General features: G+C 43.7%; 12 protein-coding genes and 2 pseudogenes. All 14 read left to right on the forward strand.

Translation table 11 applies throughout. The annotated features are described in order from the left end of the window. The first annotated feature begins 215 nt into the window (after positions 1-215). The 14 genes and pseudogenes from HT721_RS07910 to HT721_RS07970 all read left to right on the forward strand — a co-directional run bounded on the left by HT721_RS07910 (position 216) and on the right by HT721_RS07970 (position 11,604). The gene (locus tag HT721_RS07910; RefSeq protein ID WP_173229526.1) at positions 216-3,293 is read left to right on the forward strand and encodes a phage tail tape measure protein; all 3,078 of its coding nucleotides are present in this window, start codon (positions 216-218) and stop codon (positions 3,291-3,293) included. Next, positions 3,290-4,012 carry a phage tail protein gene (locus HT721_RS07915; protein WP_173214413.1) on the forward strand — a complete coding sequence of 241 codons (723 nt, stop codon included), beginning with the start codon at positions 3,290-3,292 and terminating at the stop codon, positions 4,010-4,012. Before HT721_RS07910 ends, HT721_RS07915 begins: the two co-directional genes overlap by 4 nt. Continuing rightward, on the forward strand, positions 4,012-5,850 hold the full coding sequence (locus HT721_RS07920) for a phage tail spike protein (RefSeq protein WP_173214415.1): 1,839 nt from the start codon (positions 4,012-4,014) through the stop codon (positions 5,848-5,850). Before HT721_RS07915 ends, HT721_RS07920 begins: the two co-directional genes overlap by 1 nt. Continuing rightward, the gene (locus HT721_RS11310; RefSeq protein WP_112445601.1) at positions 5,847-6,635 is read left to right on the forward strand and encodes a collagen-like protein; all 789 of its coding nucleotides are present in this window, start codon (positions 5,847-5,849) and stop codon (positions 6,633-6,635) included. Before HT721_RS07920 ends, HT721_RS11310 begins: the two co-directional genes overlap by 4 nt. A gap of 8 nt (positions 6,636-6,643) precedes the next feature. Continuing rightward, positions 6,644-7,045 carry a hypothetical protein gene (locus HT721_RS07930; RefSeq protein WP_050365290.1) on the forward strand — a complete coding sequence of 134 codons (402 nt, stop codon included), beginning with the start codon at positions 6,644-6,646 and terminating at the stop codon, positions 7,043-7,045. A gap of 3 nt (positions 7,046-7,048) precedes the next feature. Then, positions 7,049-7,426 (forward strand): annotated as a pseudogene (locus HT721_RS11175) (gp58-like family protein); the annotation flags it as partial. 189 nt (positions 7,427-7,615) lie between these two features. Then, positions 7,616-8,527: pseudogene (locus HT721_RS11180) on the forward strand (tail fiber domain-containing protein); the annotation flags it as partial. Next, complete coding sequence (locus tag HT721_RS07940) at positions 8,520-8,726, forward strand: hypothetical protein (RefSeq protein WP_173214418.1); 207 nt, start codon at positions 8,520-8,522, stop codon at positions 8,724-8,726. The pseudogene HT721_RS11180 and the gene HT721_RS07940, both read left to right, overlap by 8 nt. After that, the gene (locus HT721_RS07945) at positions 8,723-9,319 is read left to right on the forward strand and encodes a hypothetical protein (RefSeq protein ID WP_173214420.1); all 597 of its coding nucleotides are present in this window, start codon (positions 8,723-8,725) and stop codon (positions 9,317-9,319) included. The genes HT721_RS07940 and HT721_RS07945 overlap by 4 nt, the downstream gene beginning before the upstream one ends. Next, positions 9,312-9,464 carry a hypothetical protein gene (locus HT721_RS07950; protein ID WP_173214422.1) on the forward strand — a complete coding sequence of 51 codons (153 nt, stop codon included), beginning with the start codon at positions 9,312-9,314 and terminating at the stop codon, positions 9,462-9,464. Before HT721_RS07945 ends, HT721_RS07950 begins: the two co-directional genes overlap by 8 nt. Positions 9,465-9,474: 10 nt before the next feature. Continuing rightward, a complete protein-coding gene (locus tag HT721_RS07955) occupies positions 9,475-9,912 on the forward strand; it encodes a hypothetical protein (protein ID WP_172934639.1) in 438 nt (145 codons plus the stop codon). Positions 9,913-9,925: 13 nt separating this feature from the next. Then, positions 9,926-10,402, forward strand: coding sequence for a hypothetical protein (locus HT721_RS07960; RefSeq protein WP_173214424.1), 477 nt, complete (start codon positions 9,926-9,928; stop codon positions 10,400-10,402). 6 nt (positions 10,403-10,408) lie between these two features. Beyond that, the gene (locus HT721_RS07965; protein WP_173214426.1) at positions 10,409-10,729 is read left to right on the forward strand and encodes a hypothetical protein; all 321 of its coding nucleotides are present in this window, start codon (positions 10,409-10,411) and stop codon (positions 10,727-10,729) included. A 5-nt stretch (positions 10,730-10,734) separates the two neighbouring features. After that, a complete protein-coding gene (locus HT721_RS07970) occupies positions 10,735-11,604 on the forward strand; it encodes a collagen-like protein (protein ID WP_173214428.1) in 870 nt (289 codons plus the stop codon). Positions 11,605-11,668 lie beyond the last annotated feature (64 nt).

The raw sequence follows: 11,668 nt of genomic DNA on the forward strand, positions 1-11,668 counted from the left end.
TCGGAATGGCTTTGGATTATCAGACAGATTATGTTAACTTGCGTAGCGAAAACAAAACGGGTAGTCGGAAGGCTACCCAAGCTGATTTTGATGCATTTTAGAGAAAAAGTGAGTGCTGAGAGAGCGATTGTGAGGACAAGTTCCTTGAGTTGGCTAGTGTTCTGGTCATAGAAATCCTCTCAGCCGCTCCTTATTTTTTAAGGAAAGGAGGAAATATGGCAGGAAATATCAAAGGGATAAAAATTGAAATTGATGGCGATACCCAGCCCTTACAAAAAGCGTTAAAAGGTGTCAATCAAGAGTCTGCTAACGCAACAAAAGAGCTGAAACAAATTGATAAGGCTTTAAAGTTTGATACTGGGAATGTTACTTTACTAACCCAAAAACAAGAAGTCTTACAGAAGCAAGTTGGAACCACTCGGGAAAAACTAGAAACCTTAAGACAAGCTCAATCTCAAGTTGAAGAACAGTTCAAAAAAGGAGATATTGGCGCAGATCAGTATCGTGCTTTCCAGCGTGAAGTAGAAGTGACTCAAAATGTCCTAAAAGGATATGAGGGAAAACTAGCTAGTGTCAATCAAGCTCTTGAGGGTAATGGGAATGCAACCAAGAATAACCAAACCCAACTGAAAGAATTGCAGAATGAACAAAAACTACTTGCCAGTGAATCTGAAAAAGTTGTCAGTTCATTTAAACTGCAGGAAAGCCAGATGGGTGCCAACGCTAGCGAAGCTGACAAGTTAGCACTGGCTGAAAAGAAGATTGGTGCACAGTCCGAAATTGTCGCTAGTCAAATTGAAAACCTTGAGAAACAGTTAAGTCTAACAAAAGAACAGTATGGTGAAAACTCAGCTGAAGCTAACAAGATGGAAGCGGAGCTGAATCAAGCTAAGACCGCTTACGCTGATCTTGGTCAGGAAATGGAAAAACTAGCCAGCAGTGGGAAACAAGCTGGAGATAGTCTCGGAGAGACTAACAACCTCTTGAAAGCTGAGTTACTAAACCAATTTTCTGAAAAGCTATCTGAGATAAGTCAAAAACTAGTTGATTTTGGGAAAAATGCTCTGGAAGCCTTTCGTCAAGTAGATGAAGGTATGGATATCATTGTTACTAAAACTGGCGCGACTGGGGATGGCTTGAAAGAAATGCAAGATATTGCTTCAGGCATCGCAACAACAATTCCAACAGATTTTAGTAAGGCTGGCGAAGCGGTCGGCGAAGTCAACACGCAATTTGGATTGACAGGCGATGCTCTTAAAGATGCCTCCATAGAAATGATAAAATTCGCTGAAATAAATGGATCTGATGTTACAAATTCAACTATTTCATCCCGGAAAGCCATAGAAGCGTATGGGCTTGGTGTTCAAGATCTCTCTACAGTTCTTGATAGCACTACCTATGTTGCACAGTTGACCGGCGTATCAGTAGATGACCTTATGAAGAAGGCTATAGAGGGCGCACCACAGATTAAGATGTTAGGGCTTAGTTTTGATGAGGGGGTTTCTCTTTTAGGCCAGTTCGAAACAAGCGGTATTGATGCTTCAGCAGCTTTGTCAGGGATGACTAAAGCTGCTGGAAGTTATGCAAAGGAAGGCAAGACTTTAAAACAAGGTTTAACAGAAACTATCGAAAAAATCAAAAATACAAGTAATGAGACAGAAGCCATGGGACTTGCTATGGAGATTTTTGGATCAAAAAAAGCACCTCAAATGATTGATGCAATTAAACGGGGTGCTTTTGATTTTACAACTTTTGCTGGGACAGCTGAGAATGCCGCTGGAACAGTTAGCACCACTTTTGAAGACACATTAGATCCAATTGATAAATTCACGACAGCTCAAAATTCAGTTACTTTGGCTATGTCTGAACTTGGTGCTTCGATTGCTGAAGTACTAGCGCCAGTATTTGAAATGCTGGGGAATATTGTCAAGCAAGTAGCTGAATGGTTCAGCGGATTACCTGGTCCGATTAAAGAATTTATAGTAATTATAGGAGCTGTGGTTACCGCTGTAGGAGTTTTAGCGCCTATATTCTTTTCTCTGCAAGCTATATTTACAACATCGATAGGGGCAATGATCACTGCCGCTTTACCAATCATTGGAATAGTAGCAGGTATTGTAGCTGCTATTTCAGCAGTTGTTATTGTCTTGAAATACTTATGGGAAACGAATGAAGGATTCCGCAACGCTGTCACAGCTGTGTGGGAGGCTATTTCATCTGTCATCAATACTGTTGTAGGTGAAATTTCAAATTTCATCATGAGTATTTTTGGAACTGTTGTAACTTGGTGGACTGAAAACCAAGAGCTAATCCGTTCTATTACGGACGCAGTCTGGACTGGCATTTCCGCTATCATTAGCGCTGTTATGACTGTTCTAGGTCCACTTATAGAAGGAGGATGGAACACCATTCAGACTATCACGTCTACAGTTTGGGAAGTGATTAAAACGGTAGTTGAAACAGCTATCAACGTTGTTTTGGGTATTATCAAGGCAGTGATGCAGATCCTTACTGGTGACTGGTCGGGCGCTTGGGAAACCATCAAGAGTGTTGGAGAAACAATCTGGAATGGGATTGCAAGTGTCATTGGGACTATCTTTAATGGCATAGCGCAGGTATTGTCTAACATCTGGAACACCATATCAACGGTTGCTTCAAATGTTTGGAACGGCATCAAGTCCACTCTTTCAGGAATATTTGATGGTATTTCAAGCTCAGTCTCAAGTGTCTTTAACGGTATAAGAGATACGATTAGCAACATTTGGAATGGTATCAAGTCAACTGCAAGCAGTGTCTGGAATGGCATTAAAGATACAATCGGCAATGCTATTAACGGGGCTAAGGATTTAGTTGGTCGTGCAATTGAAGCTATTAAGGGATTCTTTAACTTTGAATTTAGATGGCCTCATATCCCTCTACCACACTTTAGTATTTCAGGCTCTCTCAACCCAGTTGACTGGTTGAGTAACGGGTTGCCAAGTATTGGCGTAGAGTGGTATGCCAAGGGCGGTATCTTGACCAAGCCGACTGTTTTCGGTTCAAATGGAAATAGCTTGATGGTTGGTGGAGAAGCTGGAAATGAGGCTGTCTTACCACTGAACGAAAGAACCTTGGGAGCTATCGGTCGTGGAATCGCTCAAACAATGGGAGGTCTGTCTCCTGTTATCAATGTCAGCATTAGTGGAAATAACATCAGTGAAGAGATGGATATCAATCGTATTGCTGACGTTGTCGCTCAAAAGATTGCGGATGAACTGCAAAGGAAAACACAACTTAGAGGAGGAATTGCATGATCAAACATAATGAATTAGTGATTGATGGTGTAGCCACCTCCTCTTTTTCTTTTGACGTCATTGTAGAAGAAGCGCCATCCATCGTGATTGCCAATAGTAAGACAAAACTATGGGAGCATGACGGGATTAGCGGAGCCATCCTACAAACCAATCATCATAGAGAGATGGTTGAGAAATCCTACACGCTTCACTTAGTCAAACCAAAAGAAGAGGACTTGAACCGTTTCTTGGCTCTCTTTGCCAGAGAGAACTTTTGGCTTGAAAGCGAACGTGTCAAGACTACTAAGATGTGGTGTTACAAGGTAAAGATTTCTGAGACTACTAGAAATCGTGCAGGATATTATGCGCTCAAAGTCACATTTGAGTGTCATCCTACAAAATTTTTCAAAGTCACAGACAATCAGACCTTTTCAAGAAGCGGAACTTTAAGAACCAAGGGCTCTGCTTTAGCTTTCCCGACAATTACCTTAACTGGTCAAAGTACGACAGAGGTTAGTTTCACAGTGGACAGGCAGGTCATTCGCTTAGAAAGACTGTCTGGAAGAGCTATCATGGTAAATAACCCTAACAATCCTAGTTTCTTGGACGGAACAGGTTCCAGAATTAAGTGGACAGGGGATTTTATCACGATTGACCCTATCAAGAAACAAGATGTTGGGATTGTCTTGGGTGCTGGTATTAGTTCCATGACGATTGAGACAGTTTGGGGGTGGGCGTAATGTTATATTTGCTTGAAAGTGATACTCGTAATGTTAAATGGAACGGTATTCCACTGCATGAAGCGACTTCAGCAGTCATAAAAGAGCAAATGAACGGGGATTTCATCCTTACTGTTCGCTACCCTATCACGGACTCTGAGATTTATCAGCTTTTCCGTGAGGATATGTTGATAAAGGCGCCAGCGCCTGTGATTGGACCTCAGCTGTTCCGTATCAAGAAGCCAGTAGAGAATGATGATCATTTAGAAATCACTGCTTATCATATCACTGATGATGTCATGCAGCGGTCTATCAATCCTCTGTCTGTCAACAAGCAGAGTTGTTGGCAGGCTCTTTCTCAATTGGTACAAGTTGCTAAGTCTCCTATCAATGATTTTTCATTTACCAGTGATATCACGGACAGGCGCACCATAAACACGAAAGAAGTAGAAACACTCTACAGCGTGTTAATGGATGGCGCTCACTCAATTGTGGGAACATGGGAAGGAGAGATGGTTCGGGATAATTTCGCTATCTCAATCAAGCGAAATAGAGGAGAGGACAGAGGTGTTATCATCTCTACTCACAAAAACTTAAAATCCTATCAACGAACCAAAAACTCACAAAATGTTATTACTCGGATCCATGCCAAGTCTACTTTTAAGGCAGAAGGAGCAGAAGAAGACACAACGATTGCCGTAACGGTTGATAGTCCCTTAATTGGTGCCTACCCTTACATCAACGAAAGAAGTTATACCAATAATAACATTCAGACCGTTGATGAGTTGACAAAGTGGGCTAGCGCTAAATTTACTAACGAACACATAGATAAGGCTACAGATGCCATCAAGATAGAAGCATATGAACTTGATGGGCAAACTGTTCACATGGGCGATACAGTAAACCTGAAAAGTTATAAGCACAATGTAGACGTTTATAAGAAAGCAATTGCCTATGAGTATGACTGTTTAGCAAACAACGGCCAAGGAGCCTATCTGACCATTACCTTTGACGATAAAGTGAAATCAGGAGGAAATGGTGGCGGAGTATCAGCAGTAGCAAATGCAATCTTGGACAAACAAGAGACACAATTTGACATTATGCTTGAGCGTGCGATCGCAAACGCTGACCGTGCTTTTGATGCTGAATTTGCCAAGCGTGAGAAAGCTATCACGGATGCCATCGAGCAGTACAAGGCTAAGGCGGAAGAATTTGGCGCTAAAATCCACGAGGAAATGGAGAAAGAGCGTCCTGAGTTCGTGAAGCGAATCCGTGAGGAGCTGATGAGTGGTGCGGACTCAATCGCTGAACTAAGCAAGAAACTGGAACAGGTCAGTGAAACTGCAAGGGTCAATGCTAGCCTGATTGGCGGTGACGGGAATACCCAGTACAACAAGAATCGCCTCAAAGGTGGCACGGCTAAGAAAATTAGCTATGGAACGGATTTCGTAGAGGTCGGACACAATGGAGAGGGTTTTGAACTAGGGAAGCAGTACGTCATCAGCTGGTCAGCAACCTGCACGCCTTATGGGAAGACAGACGTGACTGTTGTAGTCAATAAGAATCTATTTTATGGTGGACACGTTCATCTTGCGCCTGCAAATACAGTCATGCCAGTGATTGACAAAGACCTGACCCAGAAAGAGGAGCAGGTCTTGGCGGTCTACTACGGTGCCTATCGTCTGACTTTCTCAGGGGACTGGTATCAGAACGTAGAGCAGTCTGTGACGATTGATAATCAGACAAGACGGATTGAACTAGCGCCAGTCTACAAGACGGTTGCTGATGGACAAAATGCAAGATATGAGGGAAGTTGGAGCGAGAGTCCAACTTTTATTTTTGACGGAGGTAGAACATGACGGAGACAATCCCAGTAAGGGTACAGCACAAGCGCATGTCAGCGAGTGATTGGGCAAGTAGCACTCTGGTCTTACTTGATGGCGAGTTAGGTATCGAGAGCGATACAGGCAAGGTCAAGGTCGGAAATGGCCGTGACCGATTTTCAGTTCTTCAATATCTAACAGGACCAAAAGGTGACCGTGGAGAACGTGGGGAAACAGGACCACGAGGAGCGGACGGTGTTATGCGGTTCGAGAACCTGACAACCCAGCAGAGAGAGGGGTTGCGAGGCGATAACGGTCATAGCTTAAATGCGAATGTTCGTATCGAGGGAAGTTACAGAAACGGTGCGACTAGTCAGTTGAATTTGATCGCGGACGTCTACTATGACGGAACACGGTTAACCAGTGGCTATACTGTTGATTATTACTACAGAGGTTTTGGGAATAACAACTGGCAAAGTTTGCTGAGCCAAACGCCTGATGCAAATGGAAAGTTTGGCCAGTGGAATGCTTCTCAGCGTTCTGGAGGTTGGTTTGAGGTCTACATCGTTGTAACGCACAACGGCATTAAAGCAGCTGCTAGCACACGGCTTGACAATGTTAGTGACGGTGCAAGAGGGGCGAATGGTGCAACGGGTCCAGCAGGACCGGCAGGAGCTAGAGGACGTGACGGAGCGCCCGGTCAAAACATCATCAACCAGAATGGTGGGCAACCAATGAAATATTGGTCTGGTACAAGGTCTCAATATGATGCGATTCCTAACAAGGATAGTAATACTATCTACGATATTTTTAGTCAATAGGAGGTAGTATGGCTAGAGAAGGAATTTATGTAGGTGGTAAGGAAGTTGTTGAAAGATATATAGGAGATAAGCTAATCTGGAAAAAATACAGATTTCGAATTGTAAATGCTTTGTCATTGACTATATCAAATATTAACTATCAGTCAGCTGCTTTAGATTGCCGTACTCGATTCTTGTACCGATATGAAGGATTAAAATCAGGGTACTACTATTTGAGAATAGAAGAAAAGTTTGTTAAGGTATATGCTTATAATTTATCAACACCTAGTCCATCTTTTATGTTTTTACTAGGTCAAAACGAAGATGCAGGAGTAGATGAATCAAGCAAGCGTCAAGCTTTATCTGATTTGACACGAAACTGGTTTAGAGATGATTATAAAGATATTGTTTTATATGACAGAATGAGGTAACACATGGACATAACCATTCAAAACGTCCGTTTGCCTGCTCTTGAGCAGAACGGGCGGTATTATAAGGTCTTTCAGCCACGGACACGAGATGAGCTGCTGAAACTGCACCACATGGGTTGTGTGGGTGACACGGTGCTGACGGATATTCAGCTGGAGCAGGGGGATTTTCCTACAAGCTTTGTAGAACCTACCATCACGCAACGTACCCTGTCAGGTCTCTTCAAGGATATGCGTTCTATTGAACTGGAATTGAGAGACCCAAACAGCACTCTCTGGGGCAAAATCCAGCAGAACAACCAAGGGGCGCTGACCCAGTTCTTTGATGAGAATATCAAGAGTGCCATCGCTCAGACTGCCAAAGAAATCAGGCAGGAAGTGCGAGACGCTGCTAACAGTGCGAGGGTACAAGTGACGCCTGAAGGTGTGACAATTGGAGCTACTACCTTAACGGGTGAGCAGTTAGCTTCTACTATTTCCGCAAGTCCAAGAGGCGTTGATATCATCGCTCCACACGTTCGAGTACAGTCAGATATGTTGGTAGATGGTGCTGTAACAGCTAGGAAGATGGCCGCTGGTTCTGTCACTGCTGAACATATCCAAGCTGGGGCTATTACAGGCGATAAAATCAGCGTAGATGATGCCTTGATTCGGAATCTGACCGCTAGAGATGCCTTGATTGACAAGCTGACATCTAAACGTATCTTTGCGACTAAGATTGAATCTGTTGTATCTAGCTCAACCTTCCTACAAGCCTATCAGGGTGAAATTGGAGGTTTCACCATTGGTCGTTTTGACCAAGGAAGAGGTCGCTGGATTTCTGGTATCAACCAATTCTCAGTTGGTATGGGAAACGGCGAAGGCGGAAGTTATAATGGGGAGAATACTGCTTTTTGGGCTAATTGGGGCTATAGTTGGGATAGACCTGGGCCTAATGCTTGGTATGTAACAACATCAGGGAATATGTATTGCAGAAACGGAGCAGACTTTCACGGTAAAACGGATTTTTCCCAAACATCAAATGCTAACTTTTATGGCGGAGTGCATTTTGAAAAATCTCCTTTTTTCAAAAACGGAATTGAAATGGGGAATAAGGACATTTATGGAGAAGGTGGCAATCCAGCTGGAGGTAGGAATAGAACCGTTTGGTGGAACCAACTTACTACTGGGCTTTTTCGTGAAAAAGCTGGTATCACTTCGAGTTCAGATAGGCGCTTGAAAGAAAATATTAAAGAGAGTCCAGTTAATGCCTTGGATAAAATCCAAGCATTGAACATGGTCTCTTTTGATTTCATCGAGAGCCAGAAACACGAAGAGGTTGGTTTGATTGCGCAGGAAGCCCAGAAGGTAGTCCCTCATGCAGTTGAAACAGATGAAGTAACATCTTATCTGTCTATCAACTATTCAAAGTTCGTCCCCTACTTGCTGAAGGCTGTCCAAGAACTAGACCAGAAAATCAAAGAAATGGAGAACACACATGGATAACAACACAATCGATAAGCTAGTAGCTGAGTCGCTCGCTAACCGCTTGAGAGAAAGTGAATTGAATTGTGCGCATTTAGAAGCGCACTATACGCTGGCTTTAGCTGAATTGCAGGCCTTTAAGGCGGTGCTGGAATATGAACCAGCCCTCAAAGAACTATTTGACGAAACGCAAGCAAAAATGAAAGGAGCTAACAAATGAGCTATGAACTTGCAATCAAGCCCTACTTGAAAGGTGGGGAAAATGTAACAGTTGTCGCCATCAAGATGGAAAACAAGGGGCGCTATTCTTATGAGCAGTGCGAATTGCTAGGTAACCACACACAGGATAGTGAGGACGCCCTTATCCAAGCGGTTTTGGAATTGGTTCGCACCGAACTTGACCCAACAAGCGCTATTGTCAAAAACCAAGAACAGTTGGCTAAAACAACGGAAGCGCTGGAGAAAGCCAACCAGCTCATGGATGGCATGCAGAAGGTCAATCTCCAGAACGCTCAGGATATTGAGGATATCTTAGCGCGATTGGAAGAGCTGGAAGCTCAAGGAGAGCCTGACCAGGCAGAGAAAGAGGAGGCAGGAGAGAACGACTCTCAGGCTACGGACACAGAAAACCAAGCTGATGAAGCAGAACCAGCCCCAGCGCAGCCAACTACTGAACAACCAGTAGCAGAAGCACCTACACAACCAACCCCAGCGGTAGAAGATAAGAAAGAAAGCGAGAAAGAAGATGACATTTCTGAAACGACAAACCAAGAGAGCCCTAGTGAAGACAATGGAGGTAGCAGCAATGAGTAAGATTACACTAGACCAAGCAAAAATCGATATGTACATCAACCTACTGGAACGTGAAGCAGTTGATTTTTCATGGGTACATAAACGCTGGAAAGACCGTGTGCGCAAGGAATTGAAGCGACGTGGTTTGAGCCATCTGGCAGGCTAGCGAGGTGCTTATGGACGTCTTACAATCAATAGAGCATTTCTTCATGAACGTGCTATCAGCAGCTTCACCGATTATTATAGCTTGGCTCAGCTACAAATTGCCGAAGAAATCAAAGGAACAGACAGACCAAATCATTTCAGAGTTGAGCGAAGTCAAGAAACAGATCAAAGATGTCCAGACTACCGCTAAAGATAGCAATTCTAAAATCGATGAAGTACAAGAGAAGTTGAAAGTACACGATGAGGCGCATCTAAATACCATGAAGTTGCGCCTTGACCGTGATATGCGACGGGCTATTCGTAGAGGGTTCACTTCAAAAGACGAATTTTCCCTAGTGGAAAGTCTGCACAAAAGCTACAAGGCTTTAGGAGGTAATGGCTACATAGACCGCTTATTCAGCGATTTTGGGAAATTGGAGATTAAGGAAGACATCTTAGTAGATGATTAGAAAGAGGTGCAGAATGGTCTGTAATCTCAATATGACCAATTTGCGGCAAATTGACGGTGGTCACCTGATTAAGCAAGGGGACTTAGCTTCCACCTTTGGTTTTGCCCTCTTAGACGAAGACTACCAAGTCATCTCCTCTCTGGAAGGGGAGGAGGCGCTGATCAGTCTGACCAAGGAGGGCTACCAGTGGAAGAAGCAGGTAGCTGTTACCAGTCAAGGTGTGAGTTTTCATCTGGACGCTATCTTGCCCATTGGGAGTTATCGCTTGGAAATCACGGCTGGAGGCTATGTTTTCCCCAGTGATAAATCTGTCCATATCCAGATAGTCGCCTCAGATAAGGAATTGGTCACAGAAGAAGTCCATGCTTTAAAAGAGCTGGATATTGCAAAAGAAGTCGAAAAACAGCTTGCAGGTAGAACTGTAGGCGAGAGCCCAGTAGGTCAGGAATTGCCAGACCTACTCTTTTATTACAATTTAGGAAAGGTGTAACACAAAATGGATACTACAAAATTAACAGCATTTGCGCAGGCATTGGGGGAAGATAACAAAAAGGTAAACGAAGAGCTGAAAACGAAAGTCAGCACGTCTGACATGAACCAAGCTATCTCTCAAGCTAAATCCGAGGTTAAGGCTGAAATCTTGGGCGAGGGAACGCCTGAAAATCTTGACACACTGAAAGAAATCGCGGAAAAAATCACAAGTATGGGACAAGATGAAAATAGCGCACTTCTTGGCAAAGTAACTGAAGTCAGCGGACGTGTAGACCAGATTGCCAATGTTGATTTGGTCGCAACTTATAACGCAGCGAAAGCGTGAGTGCTATGAGTAACCTTGAAAATCTAGCAAGAGCAATCGGTGAGGATGTCAAGGCGATCAAAGAAGACTCAGAGCTAAAGGATAGGGAGGTTCAGGAAAGACTGGACTCTCTTGAGAGTAGACCGAGAGTCAATCCAGAAACCCTCGTTACAAAAGCGGAGCTGGAAGAGAAAGGCTACTTGACCTCCCACCAAGACTTGTCTACTTACACTCAAAAATGGGAGTTGTACAATGATATCCCCATCAAGGCTAGGATTTCCGCCTTGGAAAATCGCCCGTCATTTGACAATCTGACCTCCAGCCAGAGAGAAAGCTTAAAAGGGGAAAATGGGCATAGTTTGAATGCCAGCGTTCGTATTGAGGGTTCTTATAAGAATGGCTCTACTAGCCAATTGAATCTGTTTGCGGATGTATTCTACGATGGCGAAGCAGTCACGAGTGGCTATACTCTTGATTATTACTACCGTGGTTTTGGGAATAATAGCTGGGGTGTTTTGAGAAATCAAACGCCTGATGCAAATGGTAAATTTGGCCAGTGGAACGCTACTCAGCGCTCTGGTGGCTGGTTTGAAGTCCGTATTGAAGTGAATTACAGAGGTTTAAAAGCCTCTGCTTTCACTCATTTGGATAATATCAACGATGGCGAACGAGGCGCTGCAGGAGAACGTGGTCCGCAGGGTGTCCAAGGCGAAAGAGGGCAACAAGGACTGCAGGGCATTCAAGGGCCTAGAGGAGCAGATGGTGCGCCCGGCCAAAACATCATCAACCAAAACGGTGGGCAAGCCTTGAAATATTGGGTTGGTACAAAGGCTCAATATGAAGCTATCAGAACGAAAGACCCCAATACTATCTATGATGTGTATGAACCAAAATAGAAAGGAAACAACACATGACACAATTTAATGAATTTATTATCGCTTTTGCGACAGGCTTTTTAGC

The organism is Streptococcus sp. 4094, from assembly GCF_013277125.1.
Classification (GTDB): Bacteria; Bacillota; Bacilli; order Lactobacillales; family Streptococcaceae; genus Streptococcus.

Bases quoted from the DNA above. Each gene is read 5' to 3' on its own strand.
- HT721_RS07920 (WP_173214415.1), top strand. From the start codon at position 4,012: ATGTTATATTTGCTTGAAAGTGATACTCGTAATGTTAAATGGAACGGT.
- HT721_RS07940 (WP_173214418.1), top strand. From the start codon at position 8,520: ATGGATAACAACACAATCGATAAGCTAGTAGCTGAGTCGCTCGCTAAC.
- HT721_RS11310 (WP_112445601.1), top strand. From the start codon at position 5,847: ATGACGGAGACAATCCCAGTAAGGGTACAGCACAAGCGCATGTCAGCG.
- HT721_RS07930 (WP_050365290.1), top strand. From the start codon at position 6,644: ATGGCTAGAGAAGGAATTTATGTAGGTGGTAAGGAAGTTGTTGAAAGA.
- HT721_RS07960 (WP_173214424.1), top strand. From the start codon at position 9,926: ATGGTCTGTAATCTCAATATGACCAATTTGCGGCAAATTGACGGTGGT.
- HT721_RS07915 (WP_173214413.1), top strand. From the start codon at position 3,290: ATGATCAAACATAATGAATTAGTGATTGATGGTGTAGCCACCTCCTCT.
- HT721_RS07965 (WP_173214426.1), top strand. From the start codon at position 10,409: ATGGATACTACAAAATTAACAGCATTTGCGCAGGCATTGGGGGAAGAT.
- HT721_RS07955 (WP_172934639.1), top strand. From the start codon at position 9,475: ATGGACGTCTTACAATCAATAGAGCATTTCTTCATGAACGTGCTATCA.
- HT721_RS07950 (WP_173214422.1), top strand. From the start codon at position 9,312: ATGAGTAAGATTACACTAGACCAAGCAAAAATCGATATGTACATCAAC.
- HT721_RS07970 (WP_173214428.1), top strand. From the start codon at position 10,735: ATGAGTAACCTTGAAAATCTAGCAAGAGCAATCGGTGAGGATGTCAAG.
- HT721_RS07945 (WP_173214420.1), top strand. From the start codon at position 8,723: ATGAGCTATGAACTTGCAATCAAGCCCTACTTGAAAGGTGGGGAAAAT.
- HT721_RS07910 (WP_173229526.1), top strand. From the start codon at position 216: ATGGCAGGAAATATCAAAGGGATAAAAATTGAAATTGATGGCGATACC.